Below are 16,007 nucleotides of genomic sequence, written 5' to 3'. Positions count from 1 at the left end.
CAGGACCTTCAGCTCCACCGACGCCCGGCCGAACCGACCGTCACCGAGATCGACGGAGCGCCGGTGGCGACCACCGGCGGCCCGGTCCTGCTCAGCCGCGAGGGCGTCCCGGCTTCTGCCCCGTCGGCCCCGCCACGCTCGGTCCGGCGGAGAATCACGCTTCCAACGGCTCTGTGCCACTCCGGCGGGACTGGTCACTTCCGCCGTTCCTCAGCCTCGTCCAGGACCGCGGCGACGGCCTTGGCGAAGACCTCGCCGAGGACGACGGGCACAGCGTTCCCCAGCTGGCGCATCTGCTCGCCACGCGGACCCCTGAGATCCCAGGTGTCCGGGAAGGTCATGACCCGAGCCGTCTCACGGACCGTCATGTACCGATACTTGTATCTGACGCCGCCCTGTGCGGCCTTGTCGGCCACCAGTTCGTCGAGCAGCATCACCGACTCTCCACCGGGCACCCCGTGCACACCAGCCTTGACGGTCTTCGCGGGACGGTCGAGTTCGTTCGGGGTGTGGCCGTCGTAGATACGCGCTCCGGGCCAGCCGATATGGTCCGTGAACCCTCCGAGGAAATGCTCGGTGCGATCCAGCCACTCATCCGGCACATCCGGCAGCGGCTTGTTGTCACCGATGCCCGTGATCGCGTCCCGCAGGGTGTGCCAGGGCTGGAGGCCGTCGTCCATCGGCACGGCCCTGGGCAGGCGGGCCATGACCCACTCGCGGACATGGCCCGGGACGCCCGAGTGCCGTGCCCAGTAGCTCCCGTCGACCATGGATCGGATGAGCGCCGTCTCGGAATGCGTCGGCCTCACGAGTTCCCTGAACAGTTTCAGGTCGACGTCCAAGTCGCGCCGGAAGGCCACGATGATCACGCGGTTGCGCATCTGGGGCACACCGTAGTCAGCGGCGTTCACCGGCACCATCACGACCTGGTAGCGCTTCTCCGCGTCCTCGGGCTCCTGCTCCAGCCGCTTCAGCAGGTACTCGTCATGCTGCTTCCAGTCGGTGCCGGCGATCCGTTCCTCGAAGGGCAGCTCCAACTCACGCAGGATGTAATCGAAGTAGGGCCTGAAGGACGGCCTGAGCAGGCCGCGGACGTTCTCGCAGATCACCGCCCTCGGCTGGATCTGGCGAACCGCCTTGAACATCTGCGGGAACATGTTCCGCTTGTCCTCGTCACCCTTGGCGACACCGCCGAGGCTGAACGGCTGGCAGGGCGGCCCTCCGGCAAGGACGTCCACCTTGCCCTCCAGGTACTTCATGTCCAGGTCCTGGACATCCCTGGCCGCCAGCGGCACCTTCTCCCCGGGCCCGGGGAGGCGGGTCGGCTTCTCGTCGTCGGGAAGACGCTCCGCGCCATTGGCCACCAACGTCTCGCAGGCCCGCTTGGCGAACTCGTTGAACAGCAGAGGCCGGAACCCGGCTCGGTGCACGGCCATGGCCAGGCCGCCGGCGCCGGCGAACAGCTCCACGCCGGTGCGATCTTTCTTCGATCCTTCTCGCAGCTCAGCCATGGTGAAAGCATACCGCGGAGTTGTCGATCTTCAAGGCCTTCGGCAGCCAGGCTCGTCCGGTCGCACACGTCGTGGATAGGGTTTCCCGCAATCACGTCGACCGAGGGAGTGGAACGAATGACGCCGGCGGTGGGGTTCGATGACGGAGCGGCGTACCACAAGGACTTCACCCTGAGCATCACCAAGGCTCTCGGCGATCAGCTCGCGGCCGCGCTCGACGGGCTGGACCGGGCCCCGCTCAACGAGGACAGCATCAAGGAGCTCAAGGAGCGGGCCGGTGTCTACCAGCTCTATCTGAACGGCGAGTTCGTCTATGTCGGCAAGGCCGACAAGTCGCTGCCCTCCCGGCTTCGGAACCATCTTCGCAAGATCTCGGGCCGCCGCAGGATCGCCTTGGAGGAGATGACGTTCTCCTGCCTGTACGTGGCGGAGGACTTCTCGGCTCTCGCCCCCGAGCAACTGCTGATCAGCCACCACAAGGAGATGGGCAACATCCCTTGGAACAACAACGGTTTCGGCAACAAGGACCCCGGCCGCCAGCGAGACAGCACGATCCTCAAGCAGAGCCACTTCGATGTGCAGTTCCCCATCGACCTGGACCGGCCGATCGAGGGGCTGGAGCCGGGCGAGATCGCGCTTCCCGACCTCCTGGAGAAGACCAAGACCGGCCTTCCCTACAACTTCAGGTACGGAAGATCGGCCGATTTCAAGAAGTGGCTCGTCCAAGTGCCCGAAGCACCGGTGACGGCCGACGAGGTCTTCCGGCTGATCTCCGCCGAGATACCCGAAAAGTGGCAGATCACCGCCCTCATGGGCTACGTGATCATGTACGACGACAGCCCCGACGCCTACAAGAGCGCGTGGCGGTACTACAGAGCCGGCCAGTCGATCGACGCCATGCCCGAGGCCGAGCCGGCGGGCGATGTGGCGGACGACCAGCCGGGGACGGACGGCTGACCGACCGGCATCGACACCTCTTACGTGCCACGCCGCCACCAGGCACCCGCTCCAACGACGACCCGTACTTTCTCGACCACAGTGGAGAAGCCCCCAGTGCCCGCGCAGCAGCCCCCGCTTGGCGATAGCACCCGCTCAGAGCCCGGTTCCGGGCCCGAATCCATCTACGACCCGCTGCGCCGGGAGAACCTCGGCCGTAGCGTGTTGTGGGCGCTGACCTCCAGTGAGGCCGTACGGCTGGACCGAGTTTCCAGCTTTGGCGGCTGCGGGATCTATGCCATTTACTACACGGGTGATCATGAGCTCTACGCGCCGATCTCGTCCGATTCCTTCGAAGTGCCGATCTACGTCGGCAAAGCAGATCCCGCAGGTGGCCGCAAGGGAGTGAACGTCGGCAAAGCCTGGGAGGGAACTCCACTGTGGGCGAGGCTCAGAATGCACAAGCGCAAGATCGAAAGAGCCGTTGATCTCGACATCGAGCACTTCTACGCTCGGTACCTTCCCGCCGATGACCTGTTCACCCCGATGGCGGAACGCCTGATGATCAGTGACCTCCGGCCAGTGTGGAACGTCGTCCTGGAAGGCTTCGGCGTGAACCAGCAGGGAAGCGGACGCGAAGGAAAACAGCTGCGCCCCAAATGGCACGAGGTACACACAGGTGTGCAGTGGGCGGACGGTATGACACCCCAGCCCGGTGGCCCGGAACCGCTGCGGCTACAGGTGCGCGCACACCTGCGGCTCCATGCCAAACCCCTCCCGGGCGCGGCGGGCCGACCGCCGGGGGTCATCTGACTCCCCGCTCGGGGCTACGCAGGACAACTTCCGCGCCGTCGGACCGACCCGGCCCCGTGAGCCACCGGCCGCCTTCCCGGAACACGGCCGCAGGCGCCCCCGTGCGCGTCGATCACGACGTGCTTCCCCCGGTCGTAGCGCGACAGGGTGATCCGCTGTGCCCTGGGCGTGACAAGCCGGGCCGTCCAGTCGCTCAGCACGTCAGCGCCGACGGCCATGGGCTCGATCACCCGGCAACCAGAACGGGTGGCAGGCCCGGCGCCGAGGGCAGGTGCAGCCGGGCGAGCATGAACGAGACACGGCCACCCGGCGGCGGACCGCTCACGGTGCCGTGCTTGGCCACGTTCAGCCGGACCGGTACCGCCGACTTCAGGACGGCTGCTCGGTGCTGCTCCAGGATCTCCTGTTCCGGGGACTTGCCCTCCTTGCGCTCGCCCCCATCGGGTCGGGAGCAGCGGACACCGCTACCGGGACAGGGGCACACGGTGTGCCTCCGCCGGAGGCGGGGGCGGGGGCGGGTGGCCAGTGCTGTGAGCCGGGCGGCTCACGGGGTTCGGGGGGTGCTGTCGGTGGGACGATTGGCGGGTGACCCATCTCGGCCTGGTGACCGTTGTCGTGCGTGACTACGACGAAGCCGTTGCGTTCTATGTGGACCGCCTGGGTTTCGAGCTCCTGGAGGACACACGGCTCGGTGCGGGGAAGCGCTGGGTGGTCGTTGCCCCGCCGGGAGCGCGGGAGAGTGCGGTGCTCCTGGCCCGGGGCGTCGGCGAGGAGCAGCAGGCGCGGATCGGGGACCAGACCGGGGGGCGGGTGGGCTGGTTCTTGCACACCGAGGCGTTCGACCGAGACTACGCGCGGATGCGGGCGGCCGGGGTCGTTTTCGAAGAGGCACCCCGGCAGGAGCCCTATGGCACGGTCGCGGTCTTCCGGGACCTGTACGGCAACCGTTGGGACCTGATCCAGCTGCACCGCCCCGGTGTCGCGACCGATGTCCGGCTACCGACCGCTCTCGTCGCGCGTTACCGGGCGGTCGATCGGGAGATCGTCGGCTCCGCGCTCGTCGACACACCACGCCATCTGGATGCGTTGACGGTCGACATCGGAAGGCACGGGGTCCTGACACCGCTCCGTCTGGGGTTCAACGAGGAGTTCGGGACGCTCGACGGAAACCACCGGATCGCGGTGGCCCTTCGACTCGGCCTGGAATCGGTCCCGGTCACCTTGGTCAGAGAACCGTTGATCCCCCGGCCCGGCCATGCGCAGCCCATGCTTCCGGCGGACCTGACCGTCCTTGAGGAGGCCGTCAGGCGGCAATGACCGCCACGCCCAGGCGGCCGCCGTCGACGTCCACCACCGTGCCGTGGACGAAGGCTGACTCGTCGCTGGCCAGCCAGACGGCGGCGTGCGCGATGGCGTCCGGGGTGCCGACGGTGCCGGCCGGGGTGCCCTTCATCATGATCTCGCCGGGGTGGGGGTCGCTCCCGTCCGGGGCGGGCGGAAGGATCACGCCCGGCGAGACGGCGTTGACCCGTACGCCCGCCGGGCCGAACTCGGCCGCCCAGGCCCGGGTGAGGGTCTCCACGGCGCCCTTGGTGGAGCTGTAGAGCGCGCCGACCGGGACGCCCATCCGCGCGATCCACGACCCGAGGTTGATGATGCTTCCGCCGCCGTTCTCCACCATCGCCGGGGCGACGGCGGCGGTCAGGAAGAACGGCGCCTTCACGTTCACCGCGTAGACCTGGTCGAAGGTCTTCTCGTCCGTGGCGGCGGTGGTGGCGCCCGGGTAGATCCCGGCGTTGTTGACCAGGATGTCGATCGGCGCGCCCAGGGTCGTGCGGGCCCGCTCGGCCAGTTCCCGGGACGCCTGGGCGCTGCCGTCGAGGTCGGCCGGTACGAAGTCGGCGCGCCCGCCGGCCGCGCGGATGCCCTGGACGACCCGCAGGCCGCGTTCCTGGCTGCGTCCCGACACGACGACATGGGCTCCCTCGGCGGCGAACGCCTCCGCGATGGCCTGCCCGATGTTGCTGGTCGATCCCGTGACCAGTGCGGTCTTGCCCTGAAGTCGCTCACCCATGGTGCGATTCCTCGTCTCACGCTGTGTGATCGGATGGCCGGTCGGCTCTGCTCGGCGGTCCAGCCGCCGCAACCACTGTGCGTCGCAGAAAATGGACTGGCAAGTCCAGTCCTTGGCGCACAGAATGGACCCGTGAGTCCAGCAGAGGAGGGTGCGAGATGACGCAGACACTGACGGCGAAAGGGCAGGCCACCCGGGCCCGCATCGTCGAGGGTGCCGCCGAGGTACTCCGGGAGCGGGGTGTCGCCTTCACCACCCTGGACGACATCCGCAGCCGCACCCACACGAGCAAGAGCCAGCTGTTCCACTACTTCCCCGACGGCAAGGACGAACTCCTGCTGGCCGTCGCCCGGTTCGAGGCGAACCGGGTCCTGGAGGACCAGCAGCCGCACCTGGGGTGCCTGGACTCCTGGGAGTCCTGGGGCCGCTGGCGCGACGCGGTGGTGGAACGCTACGAACGCCAGGGCGACCAGTGCCCGATGGGCTCGCTCTTCCTCCAGGTCGGACGCTCCCAGCCCGGCGCCCGAGCGATCGTGGCCGAGCTGATGCAGCAGTGGCAGCAGCACCTGGCCGACGGCATCCGCGCCCTCCAGGCGCGCGGCCTGGTGTCCTCGGCCGTCGACGTCGGGCAGGCGTCCGCCGCGCTGCTGGCCGGGGTCCAGGGCGGAGTGTCGATCATCATGTCCACGGGCGACTCGACCCACCTCAAGGCCGCCCTCGACACGGGCATCGCACACCTCCGCGCCTCGGGGGCCGGGCAGCGCCCGAGCTGACCGGCCCCGCCCACAACCGCCCCGCCCACAGCCGCCCGTCCGCACACCCCGGGCCCACTCAGCCCCGCCCTGGCGGCGCAGCGAGCGGCCCGTGATCGTCACCCGGCAGCGGAATCCTCGTCATCGGCCCACCCCGGCCGCCGGGCCGAGGACATCGGCGAGTGACCGGCGGGCCGGGGCGCTCGGCGGCGCTCGGCGGGGGCGCGCCACCCGTTCGGGGGTACACGTTCGAATTGTGTACTGTCCACGGTCGGGCGGGCCGGTGAGGTGCCCCCGGGGGATGTGGGTCAGGGGTGTCCGGGCGGGCGTGGGCGGGTCCTGGAGCGGCGGCCGACTTCGCTGACCTGTGGTTTCGGCGTGCCCGCCGATGGCGGGCGGGTCGCCGGGGGCGGGACTGGACCGTGGAGGCGGTGCGCCGTGCTGTTCGGCTCGGACATGGAATCCGGTCGGACCTTGTACGGAACCGACGGCCGTGCGGGACGGGCACCGCTCGTAAGGTCGTAGGGGAAAGTGTTCGCAGCCACCGCAGTCAACCCTGCCGTTCTGCGCGGCCCCATGTGTTGCGGGGGTGCGCCGATCAGGCCGCCGAGCGATTCCGGACAGACTTGGAGTTGTTGGAGATGACGGTTCTGCAAGAGGCGACGACCACCGAGGAGGCCGAACTGGCCCCCGCCGCCCCGGTCGACACCCGGGGGCGGGTCGCCGAGCTGCGCGACATCAAGGAGCAGGCCGGCGACGGTCCCAGCGCGCGTGCCACCGAGGCGCAGCATGCCAAGGGCAAGCTGACCGCCCGGGAGCGGATCGGGCTGCTGCTGGACGAGGGGTCGTTCAACGAGGTGGAGCCGCTGCGGCGGCACCGGGCGACGGGTTTCGGCCTGGAGGCGAAGAAGCCGTACACCGATGGCGTGGTGACCGGTTGGGGCACCGTGCACGGCCGGACGGTCTTCGTGTACGCGCATGACTTCCGGATCTTCGGCGGTGCGCTGGGCGAGGCCCACGCCCAGAAGATCCACAAGATCATGGACATGGCCCTCGCGGCCGGTGCGCCGCTGGTGTCGCTGAACGACGGTGCGGGTGCCCGCATCCAGGAGGGTGTCACCGCGCTGGCCGGCTACGGCGGCATCTTCCAGCGCAACACCCGGGCCTCCGGGGTGATCCCGCAGATCAGCGTGATGCTCGGCCCGTGCGCCGGTGGCGCGGCGTACTCGCCCGCGCTGACCGACTTCGTGTTCATGGTCCGCGAGACCTCGCAGATGTTCATCACCGGCCCGGACGTGGTCAAGGCCGTCACCGGTGAGCAGATCTCGCAGAACGGCCTGGGCGGCGCCGATGTGCACGCCGAGATCTCCGGTGTGGCGCACTTCGCGTACGACGACGAGCAGGGCTGCCTGGAGGAGGTGCGCTTCCTGCTGTCGCTGCTGCCGCAGAACAACCGCGAGACGCCGCCCGCCGTGCCCACCGACGACCCGGTGGACCGCCGCTGCGAGGCGCTGCTGGACCTGGTGCCGGCCGACGGCAACCGCCCGTACGACATGCGCAAGGTGATCGAGGAGATCGTCGACGACGCGCAGTTCATGGAGGTCCACGAGCGCTGGGCCACCAACGTCATCTGCGCGCTGGCCCGGCTCGACGGCCAGGTGGTCGGTCTGATCGCCAACCAGCCGCAGTCGCTGGCCGGGGTGCTGGACATCGAGGCCAGCGAGAAGTCGGCGCGCTTCGTGCAGATGTGCGACGCCTTCAACATCCCGCTGGTCACCCTGCTGGACGTCCCCGGTTTCCTGCCCGGCGTCGACCAGGAGCACGGCGGCATCATCCGGCACGGCGCCAAGCTGCTGTACGCGTACTGCAACGCCACCGTGCCGCGCATCCAGCTGATCCTGCGCAAGGCGTACGGCGGCGCGTACATCGTGATGGACTCCCGCAGCGTCGGCGCGGACCTGTCCTACGCCTGGCCGACCAACGAGATCGCCGTGATGGGCGCCGAGGGCGCCGCCAATGTCATCTTCCGCCGGCAGATCGCCGACGCCGACGACCCCGAAGCCATGCGCAAGCGCATGGTCCAGGAGTACAAGGACGAGTTGATGCACCCCTACTACGCCGCCGAACGCGGCCTGGTGGACGACGTCATCGACCCCGCCGAGACCCGGGCCGTCCTGATCAGCTCCCTCGCCATGCTCCGTACCAAGCACGCGGATCTGCCGTCGCGCAAGCACGGCAACCCGCCCATGTGACTCAAGGAGTCCACCGATGATCCAGGTCGTCAAGGGCAGCCTCACCGACGAGGAACTCGCCGCGCTCACCGCCGTGCTGCTCGCCCGCGCCGCCGCCACCGCCGGGCAGCGGTCCGCCTCGGTCCGCACCGAGACGGTGTCGCACTGGCAGCACGTCGAGCGCCGCCCGTCGTACTACTCGCCGCTCAGCTGGCAGACCGCCGCATAGCCGCTGGGAAACGGCCCGGCCCCCTCTCCGCGAGGGGGCCGGGCCGTTCACCGTACGCGGGGCAGGGGGCCGGTCAGCCGACGCCCGCGTACGAGTGCTTGCCGGTGACGAAGATGTTGACGCCGTAGTAGTTGAAGAGGAAGCAGGCGAAGGCCAGCAGCGCCAGATAGGCGGCCTTGCGGCCCTTCCAGCCGGCGGTGGCGCGGGCGTGCAGATAGCAGGCGTAGGCGACCCAGGTGATGAACGACCAGGTCTCCTTGGGGTCCCACTCCCAGTACTTGCCCCACGCCTTGTCGGCCCAGATGGCGCCCGCGATGATGGTGAACGTCCAGAGCGGGAAGACCACCGCGTTGATGCGGTACGCCAGCTTGTCCAGGTTGGCCGCCGAGGGCAGCCGCAGCCAGATGGAGGCGGGGGTGCGCAGCGGGCCGGTCTCCAGGCCGCCTGCGATCCGCTTGTCGTAGGAGTCCTTGAGCAGGTAGAGCGCGGTGGCCACGAAGGCCGCGTACAGGGCGCCGCTACAGATGATCGCACCGGTGACGTGGATGCCCAGCCAGTAGGAGTGCAGCGCCGGGACCAACTGCTCGGAGTCGGTGTAGAGCTGGGTGACCGCCAGGCCCAGGGTCAGCAGGACGGCCAGCACCACCGGCAGGCCCAGCCAGCGGACCTTCTTGCCGCCGGCCAGCAGCCCGAGGTAGGTGAGCACGGCCGCCAGCGCGAAGGCGCAGGAGAACTCGTACATGTTCCCCCACGGCCAGCGCATCACCGACAGGCCGCGGCTGAGCACCCCGCCCGCGTGCAGCGCCGCGCCGAGCACGGTGAGCGAGATCGCCATCCGGCCGAGCGTGTCGGCCTGCTCGTCGCTGCCGGCCGCACCCGGGCCGTCGGCCTGCTCGTCGTCGCCGCGACCGCTGGTGACCACCACGTCGCCGGCGCCGGCCACGGCGGTCCGGGTGAGGGTGGTGGTGCCGCCGCCGGCGGCCACGGTGACGGTGACCTTCTTGGTGGCGGGGCCGGTGGCGGCGACCGTCTCGGCGAGCGAGGTCTGCTCGACGGAGCGGCGGGCGACCGCGCCCCGGCTGCCGAAGGTCCACTCGAAGCAGTGGGCCAGCATCGCCAGCAGGTACACGGCCATGGCCGAGTAGATCAGGTAGTTGGAGATGTGGGACAGGTTCTCGTTGACCGCCGTGGCAAGGACCACCGTCAACCCCTCTTCTCGGTCTCGGTCATCTCGGGCTTCTCACCCTCGGGCTGGTCACTGGGGGCAGCGTCGGGCCGGTCCGCGTCCTGCGGCCGGTCACCGCCCGGCTGCCGGTCGTCCTCGGCAGGCCCGTCATCGTCGGGCCCGTCATCGTCGGGCCCGTCATCGTCCGGCCCGTCATCGTCCGGCCCGTTCTCGTCCGGCCCGTTCTCGTCCGGCAGCGCCGGCGCGTCGTCCTGGAGGATCACGGCCAGCTCCGCGAGCTCATGGGCGATCCTGGCGGACTCGCTGCGGGCCAGCCCGGCCATCTCGACCAGGACCGTGCCGTCCGCCGTGCTGGTGGCCCGCACCCACACCCGGCGGCGCTGGATCAGCAGCGAGCCGATCAGCCCGAGCACGGCCAGCACGGCGCTGCCGAGCGCCAGGCCGTTGCCGGGGTGGTGGGAGATGCTGAAGCTGGCCCACTGCTGGAAGCCGTCGAAGCTGATCGTGCCGTAGCCGTCCGGCAGGTTCCAGCCCTCGCCGGGCTTGAGCGCCACCGCGGCGATCTTGCCGTCCTGCTTGAGCTGGGTCAGGTGGGTCTGGTTGAGCTGGTACACGTTCTGCGGGGCACCGGCGTCGATGCCCAGGTCGCCCGCCCAGACGTTGAGGATCAGCTTGGGGTCGGTGGCGGCGGGGAAGAGCGAGTTCCAGCCGGTCCGGGGGCTGGCGGTGACCGGCGCCGTCGGGGAGAAGATGCCGGAGAAGCCCAGCTGGACCTTCTGGCCGTCCTTCTCGCCGTAGTCCCCGACCTTGATGGCGCCGACCGAGGTGAGGTTGCTGTCCTGCGGCAGGAACGGCGTCGGGCCGTGGAAGACCACCTCGCCCTTGGCGTTCTTCACCGTGACGATCGGCGAGTAGCCGTGGCCGACCAGGTAGACCTTGCTGCCGGCCACCTCCAGCGGCTTGTTGACCTGGATGGTGCCCGCGCGCAGCTCGGTGCTCTCGCTGCCCGCCGCGTAGTGGATGTGCGCGGTGAAGTCGCGCGGGGTGCCGAGCTGGTCGCCCGTGGTCTGGTACGTGGCGGTGAAGCCGTCCAGCACGAAGCGGAACGGCGCCAGGTCGTCGGGGCCGTAGAAGGCGGAGCCGCGGAAGTCGTCGTACTGCGTCATGGTGTTGGAGAAGCCCTGCCCCTCCAGTACCAGCTTGCCGCCCTGGCCGCCGCCGACGCTGCCCCAGGCCATCGCGATCAGCAGCCCGAAGAGCGAGATGTGGAAGAAGAGGTTGCCGACCTCGCGGAGGTAGCCCTTCTCCGAGGCGACCGCGCCGCCGCTCGCGTGCACCCGGAACCGGCGGCGGCGCAGCAGCCGCTCGGCGGCGGCGGTGACGTCCTCGGCGCGGGCGTCGGTGCGCCAGCTCGCGTGCACCGGCATCCGGGCGAGGTACTTGGGGGCCGCCGGGGGCCGGCCGCGCAGCACCCCGACAAACTGCCAGCTGCGCGGGATGATGCAGCCGGCCAGCGAGATGAAGAGCAGGATGTAGATCGCGGAGAACCACGCCGAGCTGTAGACGTCGAACAGCTGGAGCTTCTCGTAGATCGGGGCGACCGTGGTGTGCTGGGCCTTCCACGTCTCGACCCGCATCGCGTCGGTGCCGTTCTGCGGGATCAGCGAGCCCGGTACGGCGGCCAGCGAGAGCAGGAAGAGCAGGATCAGCGCGACCCGCATGGAGGTGAGCTGCCGCCACGTCCAGCGCAGCCAGCCGAGGGCGCCGAGCCCGGGTCCGCTGCCGTCGCCGGTCTCCTCGACGGGGGCGGTGGAGAGGCGCTCGGCGGCCGCCTCGTCGTCGAGCGGCTGCTGCTGGGCCCTGGCGCCGATGTCCGTCTTGCTCAAGGTCAGATTCCGATCGAGAAGGACGTGGTGGCGGTCTGGAGCTGGTTGACCAGCGAGTCCCAGGCACCGGTGGCGAGCAGCAGGCCGACGGCCACCAGCATGCCGCCGCCGATGCGCAGCACCCACTGGTAGTGGCGCTTGACCCAGCCGAACGCGCCGAGCGCGCGGCGGAAGGCGAGCGCGGCCACCACGAACGGTACGCCCAGTCCGGCGCAGTAGACCGCCATCAGCAGGGCCGCGCGCCAGGCGCTGGCCTGGTAGAGCGCCAGGGTGTTGAGCGAGGCGAGGGTGGGGCCGACGCACGGTGTCCAGCCGAGGCCGAAGACCAGGCCCAGCAGCGGGGCGCCCGCGAGGCCGACGGCGGGGCGGCGGTGCGAGCGCACCTCGCGCATGCTGAAGCCGGGCAGCAGGCCCATGAAGGCCAGGCCCATCACGATGGTGACCAGGCCCATCACCAGCGAGATCTCGCGCCGGTACTCCAGCAGAGTCTGGCCGAAGAAGCCGAACAGCGCGCCGCCGGAGACGAAGACCACGCTGAAGCCGAAGACGAAGAGCAGTGAGCCCAGCAGCATCCGGCCGCGCCGCCGCCCCCCGGCGTCGGCGAGGTCGGCGGCGGAGAAGCCGGTGACGTACGAGAGGTAGCCGGGCACCAGCGGCAGCACGCAGGGTGAGAAGAACGACACCAGCCCGGCCAGCAGGGCGACCGGGACGGCGAGCAGCAGAGCGCCCTGGAGCACGGTCTCGTTGGAGTCGCCCAGGGCGGCCAGCAGGGTGCCGGTCACGACTGCTCCGCGAGGACCGGCCCCAGCATGCCTTCCAGGTCCTCCTGCGGCAGTGCCTTCAGCGAGCGGGCGGCGATCTTGCCTTCCCGGTCGATGACCAGGGTGGAGGGGATGTCCTGCGGGTTGAGGGTGCCCCGGGGGAAGCGCAGCACCTGGGTGCCGTCCGGGTCGTAGATGCTCGGGTAGGTGATGCCGAAGTTCTTCTCGAAGATCGCGGCGTTCTGGACGCTGTTGTCCCGGGTGTTGATCCCCAGGAACTGCACGCCCTTGCCCTGGTAGGCCGTCCACACCTTCTGGAAGCCCTTGGCCTCCGCCCGGCAAGGCGGGCACCAGGAGCCCCAGATGTTGACGACGACGACCTTGCCCCTGAAGTCGGAGAGCGAGACCTGCTTGCCGTCGATCGTCTTGCCGGTGATGTCGGGGGCGGCGCCCCGGTGCCCGGCGGCGGCGGTGTCGATGCCGGCCTTGCCGTTGCTGACGAAGCCGGCGTTGGCCGGTCCCGAGCTCGACGCCGTGCAACCGGCGAGGGCGATCACGGCGGCGCCCGCGACGGCGGCCAGGCGCGCGCGCGTACGGCGGGAGGCAGGGCGGCCAAGAGTCATGTGAAAAGTTTCGCATGGCTTCCACACGGCCCTCACCGGGGTCGGGTGTCCTGGCTCACACCCTCACTGACCTGCGGAAACTCAGCTCTGGCGGGGTCCCTTGCCGAATTCGGCGACCAGGGTCTCCTGGAATGCCTTGAGGTCGCTCGGTCGGCGGCTGGAGATCAGGACGTTGGGTCCGCTCTCGCAGATCCTGACCTCCTCGTCCACCCAGCTGCCGCCCGCGTTGGCGATGTCGGTCTGCAGGCTGGGCCAGGAGGTGAGGGTGCGGCCCCGCACCACGTCGGCCTCGACCAGCGTCCACGGGCCGTGGCAGATGACCGCCACCGGCTTGCCGTCGTCGAAGAACGCCTTGGTGAAGGCGACCGCGTCCCGGTCGGTGCGCAGGAAGTCCGGGTTGGCGACGCCGCCGGGCAGGACCAGCGCGTCGTAGTGCCGGGCGGACACCTCACCGGCCACGTCGTCCACCTCGAAGGAGTCGGCCTTGTCCAGGTGGTTGAACGCCTGCACCCGGCCGGCCTTGGTGGAGACCAGCCGGGGCGCGCCGCCGGCCTCCTTCACCGCCTGCCACGGGCCGGTGAGCTCCACCTCCTCGACCCCCTCGGGAGCGGCGAGGAACGCGACGGTCTTGCCCTGCAGGGTGGTGGCCACGGGGAACCACCCTCCTTCCGTACGGATGCGAATGCGGTCGGTCTGTCCTCATTCGCGCCCCTGCCCGGGGCCCCGGGTGGAAAACCTCGGGGCCCCGGCGCGGCTGCGGGGGTGGTGCGGGTGCTGGGCTGGGGCGGGGGTGGTGCGGGTTGGAGCAGGGTCGGCTGGGCGTACGGCGGTCAGGCGCCGAAGCTCTTGCCGACCGGCTGGTTCTTGCCACCCTTGCCGGTGAGGTGGGCCGGCAGCAGGTCGCGGGCGGGCTCGCTGTACCCGATGGAGACGATCTTGTCCCCCTCGTACGTGAAGCTGGTCAGCGACGCCAGCGAGCACTGCCGCTTGCGCGGGTCGTGCCAGAGCCTGCGGCGCTCCGCGAAGCAGCGGGTCACCCAGATCGGCAGCTGGTGGCTGACGCAGACCGCCTCGTGCCCGCGCGCCGCGTCCCGGGCGGCGCCCAGCGCGCCCATCATCCGTACCACCTGCTCGATGTACGGCTCGCCCCAGGACGGGCGGAAGGGGTTGGTCAGGTGCTTCCAGTGCGAGGGGTTGCGCAGCGAGCCGTCGCCCACCCCGAAGGTCTTGCCCTGGAAGATGTTCTCGGCCTCGATCAGCCGCTCGTCCACCTCCGTCTTCAGCCCGTGCGCCGCCGCGATCGGCGCGGCGGTCTCCTGCGCGCGCTCCAGCGGGGAGGCGACGACATGGGTGATGTCGCGGTCCGCCAGGTGCTCCGCGACCCGCTCGGCCATCTCCCTGCCGAGCGCGGACAGGTGGTAGTCGGGCAGCCGGCCGTACAGTACGCCCGCCGGGTTGTGCACCTCGCCGTGGCGCATGAGGTGGACGACTGTGACGTCTTTGCTGCTCACCGGAGCTGCTCCTTCGACGGTGGAGAGGGATGTACGCCGGGTATGGACGGGCCGGGTACGGGAGGGCGGTCCGACACTACGCGGGCCGCGACTCGGCCGCGGCGCGGGCCGCGGCGGGCAGGGCGGCGGCGATCCGCTCGACCGCCCGCTCGTCGTGGGACGCCGAGACGAACCAGGACTCGAAGGCGGACGGGGGCAGGTAGACGCCGTCCGCCAGCATGCTGTGGAAGAAGGCGGTGAAGCGGTGCGCCTCCTGCGCCTTGGCCCGGTCGTAGTCGGTCACCGGCTGGTCGGTGAAGAAGACCGAGAACATGTTGCCCGCGCTCTGCACCCGGTGCGCCACGCCCTCCTTGGACAGCGCCTGCGACACCAGCCCGGAGACCTCGGCCGCGACCCGGTCCACGGTGGCGTACACCTCGTCGGTGCAGCCGCGCAGCTGCGCCAGGCCGGCGGCGGTGGCCACCGGGTTGCCGGACAGCGTGCCCGCCTGGTAGACGGGACCGGCCGGCGCCAGGCGGGCCATCACGTCGGCCCGGCCGCCGAAGGCCGCCGCCGGGAAGCCGCCGCCCATCACCTTGCCGAAGGTGAGCAGGTCCGGCGCCCAGCCCTCGCGGGCGCCCTCCAGGCCGTACCAGCCGGCCTTGGAGACGCGGAAGCCGGTCATCACCTCGTCGGAGATGAACAGCGCGCCGTTCTCCTTGCAGAGCTGGGCCAGGCCGTGGTTGAAGCCGGGCAGCGGCGGCACCACGCCCATGTTGCCGGGGGACGCCTCGGTGATCACGCAGGCGATGGCGCCGGGGTTGGCGGCGAACGCGGCGCGGACCGCGTCCAGGTCGTTGTACGGCAGCACGATGGTGTCGCCGGCCTGGGCGCCGGTGACGCCCGGGGTGTCGGGCAGGCCGAAGGTCGCCACGCCGGAACCGGCGGCGGCCAGCAGCGCGTCCACATGCCCGTGGTAGCAGCCGGCGAACTTGACGACCTTGGCCCGGTTGGTGAACCCGCGCGCCAGCCGGATCGCCGACATGGTCGCCTCGGTGCCGGACGACACCAGGCGCACCTGCTCCACCGGCGCGACCCGGCCGACGATCTCCTCGGCCAGCTCCACCTCGCCCTGGCCCGGGGTGCCGAAGGAGGTGCCGCGCGCGACGGCGGCCTGCACCGCCTCCAGTACGGCGGGGTGGGAATGGCCGAGAATCATCGGTCCCCACGAGCAGACGAGGTCGACGTACTCGCGGCCGTCGGCATCCTGCAGGTACGGTCCGGAACCGGACACCATGAACCGGGGCGTACCGCCCACGGCCTTGAAGGCACGCACCGGCGAGTTGACCCCTCCAGGGGTGACGGCCGACGCGCGCTCGAACAGCTTCTGGGACACTGGGGCCTCGTACGGGTAGCTCACACAGGACATGGTCTCAAATCGTGTCCTTACTACCGGCATGTCCTGCCCGATCATCTGGAACGATGATCGTGGAGCGCCATGCCGGTACCGCTCAG

At 70.3% G+C, this 16,007-nt stretch carries 14 protein-coding genes and 1 pseudogene; 6 read left to right on the top strand and 9 right to left on the bottom strand.

What is annotated here, in order from left to right; all coding sequences use genetic code 11:
- Positions 1-194 precede the first annotated feature (194 nt).
- Entirely contained in the window at positions 195-1,511 is a 1,317-nt protein-coding gene (locus ACIQGZ_RS03800; protein ID WP_402599139.1) for a DNA cytosine methyltransferase, read from the bottom strand.
- Positions 1,512-1,628: 117 nt separating this feature from the next.
- Between ACIQGZ_RS03800 and ACIQGZ_RS03795 the strand changes: the two genes are divergently transcribed.
- The 3 genes and pseudogenes from ACIQGZ_RS03795 to ACIQGZ_RS03785 all read left to right on the top strand — a co-directional run.
- Entirely contained in the window at positions 1,629-2,468 is an 840-nt protein-coding gene (locus ACIQGZ_RS03795) for a GIY-YIG nuclease family protein (protein ID WP_402599138.1), read from the top strand.
- Positions 2,469-2,564: 96 nt separating this feature from the next.
- Positions 2,565-3,260, top strand: coding sequence for an Eco29kI family restriction endonuclease (locus tag ACIQGZ_RS03790; protein ID WP_402599137.1), 696 nt, complete (start codon positions 2,565-2,567; stop codon positions 3,258-3,260).
- 585 nt (positions 3,261-3,845) lie between these two features.
- Positions 3,846-4,223 (top strand): annotated as a pseudogene (locus ACIQGZ_RS03785) (VOC family protein); the annotation flags it as partial.
- Positions 4,224-4,563: 340 nt separating this feature from the next.
- Here the strand turns inward: ACIQGZ_RS03785 and ACIQGZ_RS03780 are convergent.
- Positions 4,564-5,334 (bottom strand): SDR family NAD(P)-dependent oxidoreductase, encoded by a 771-nt coding sequence (locus ACIQGZ_RS03780; RefSeq protein ID WP_402599135.1) that lies wholly within the window; start codon positions 5,332-5,334, stop codon positions 4,564-4,566.
- 158 nt (positions 5,335-5,492) lie between these two features.
- Here ACIQGZ_RS03780 and ACIQGZ_RS03775 point away from each other — a divergent pair, with 158 nt between their 5' ends.
- The 3 genes from ACIQGZ_RS03775 to ACIQGZ_RS03765 all read left to right on the top strand — a co-directional run bounded on the left by ACIQGZ_RS03775 (position 5,493) and on the right by ACIQGZ_RS03765 (position 8,546).
- Positions 5,493-6,107 (top strand): TetR/AcrR family transcriptional regulator, encoded by a 615-nt coding sequence (locus tag ACIQGZ_RS03775; protein WP_402599133.1) that lies wholly within the window; start codon positions 5,493-5,495, stop codon positions 6,105-6,107.
- Between the two features lie 620 nt (positions 6,108-6,727).
- Positions 6,728-8,338, top strand: a complete 1,611-nt coding sequence (locus tag ACIQGZ_RS03770; protein ID WP_402599132.1) for an acyl-CoA carboxylase subunit beta — start codon at positions 6,728-6,730, stop codon at positions 8,336-8,338.
- Positions 8,339-8,354: 16 nt separating this feature from the next.
- Entirely contained in the window at positions 8,355-8,546 is a 192-nt protein-coding gene (locus tag ACIQGZ_RS03765) for an acyl-CoA carboxylase epsilon subunit (RefSeq protein ID WP_402599130.1), read from the top strand.
- A gap of 73 nt (positions 8,547-8,619) precedes the next feature.
- Here ACIQGZ_RS03765 and ccsB read toward each other — a convergent pair whose 3' ends face one another.
- The 7 genes from ccsB to hemL all read right to left on the bottom strand — a co-directional run bounded on the left by ccsB (position 8,620) and on the right by hemL (position 15,921).
- Complete coding sequence (gene ccsB, locus ACIQGZ_RS03760) at positions 8,620-9,747, bottom strand: c-type cytochrome biogenesis protein CcsB (protein ID WP_402599970.1); 1,128 nt, start codon at positions 9,745-9,747, stop codon at positions 8,620-8,622.
- Between the two features lie 2 nt (positions 9,748-9,749).
- The gene (locus ACIQGZ_RS03755) at positions 9,750-11,618 is read right to left on the bottom strand and encodes a cytochrome c biogenesis protein ResB (protein WP_402599128.1); all 1,869 of its coding nucleotides are present in this window, start codon (positions 11,616-11,618) and stop codon (positions 9,750-9,752) included.
- A gap of 2 nt (positions 11,619-11,620) precedes the next feature.
- Complete coding sequence (locus ACIQGZ_RS03750) at positions 11,621-12,400, bottom strand: cytochrome c biogenesis CcdA family protein (RefSeq protein WP_402599127.1); 780 nt, start codon at positions 12,398-12,400, stop codon at positions 11,621-11,623.
- The gene (locus tag ACIQGZ_RS03745) at positions 12,397-13,002 is read right to left on the bottom strand and encodes a TlpA family protein disulfide reductase (protein WP_402599126.1); all 606 of its coding nucleotides are present in this window, start codon (positions 13,000-13,002) and stop codon (positions 12,397-12,399) included. The genes ACIQGZ_RS03750 and ACIQGZ_RS03745 overlap by 4 nt, the downstream gene beginning before the upstream one ends.
- Positions 13,003-13,083: 81 nt before the next feature.
- Positions 13,084-13,653, bottom strand: coding sequence for a type 1 glutamine amidotransferase domain-containing protein (locus ACIQGZ_RS03740; RefSeq protein WP_402599125.1), 570 nt, complete (start codon positions 13,651-13,653; stop codon positions 13,084-13,086).
- Between the two features lie 179 nt (positions 13,654-13,832).
- A complete protein-coding gene (locus tag ACIQGZ_RS03735) occupies positions 13,833-14,513 on the bottom strand; it encodes a histidine phosphatase family protein (RefSeq protein WP_402599124.1) in 681 nt (226 codons plus the stop codon).
- A gap of 76 nt (positions 14,514-14,589) precedes the next feature.
- Positions 14,590-15,921 carry a glutamate-1-semialdehyde 2,1-aminomutase gene (hemL, locus tag ACIQGZ_RS03730; protein ID WP_402599123.1) on the bottom strand — a complete coding sequence of 444 codons (1,332 nt, stop codon included), beginning with the start codon at positions 15,919-15,921 and terminating at the stop codon, positions 14,590-14,592.
- Positions 15,922-16,007: the final 86 nt, after the last annotated feature.

The organism is Streptomyces sp. NPDC092296, from assembly GCF_044755465.1.
Lineage (GTDB): Bacteria > Actinomycetota > Actinomycetes > Streptomycetales > Streptomycetaceae > Peterkaempfera.
The sequence above is the reverse complement of the archived record's forward strand: the minus strand, read 5'-3'. Positions and strand labels throughout refer to the sequence as shown.

Coding starts and splice junctions, on each gene's coding strand:
- ACIQGZ_RS03800 (WP_402599139.1), bottom strand. CDS start 1,511: ATGGCTGAGCTGCGAGAAGGATCGAAGAAAGATCGCACCGGCGTGGAG.
- ACIQGZ_RS03795 (WP_402599138.1), top strand. CDS start 1,629: ATGACGCCGGCGGTGGGGTTCGATGACGGAGCGGCGTACCACAAGGAC.
- ACIQGZ_RS03780 (WP_402599135.1), bottom strand. CDS start 5,334: ATGGGTGAGCGACTTCAGGGCAAGACCGCACTGGTCACGGGATCGACC.
- ACIQGZ_RS03775 (WP_402599133.1), top strand. CDS start 5,493: ATGACGCAGACACTGACGGCGAAAGGGCAGGCCACCCGGGCCCGCATC.
- ACIQGZ_RS03770 (WP_402599132.1), top strand. CDS start 6,728: ATGACGGTTCTGCAAGAGGCGACGACCACCGAGGAGGCCGAACTGGCC.
- ACIQGZ_RS03765 (WP_402599130.1), top strand. CDS start 8,355: ATGATCCAGGTCGTCAAGGGCAGCCTCACCGACGAGGAACTCGCCGCG.
- ACIQGZ_RS03745 (WP_402599126.1), bottom strand. CDS start 13,002: ATGACTCTTGGCCGCCCTGCCTCCCGCCGTACGCGCGCGCGCCTGGCC.
- hemL (WP_402599123.1), bottom strand. CDS start 15,921: ATGTCCTGTGTGAGCTACCCGTACGAGGCCCCAGTGTCCCAGAAGCTG.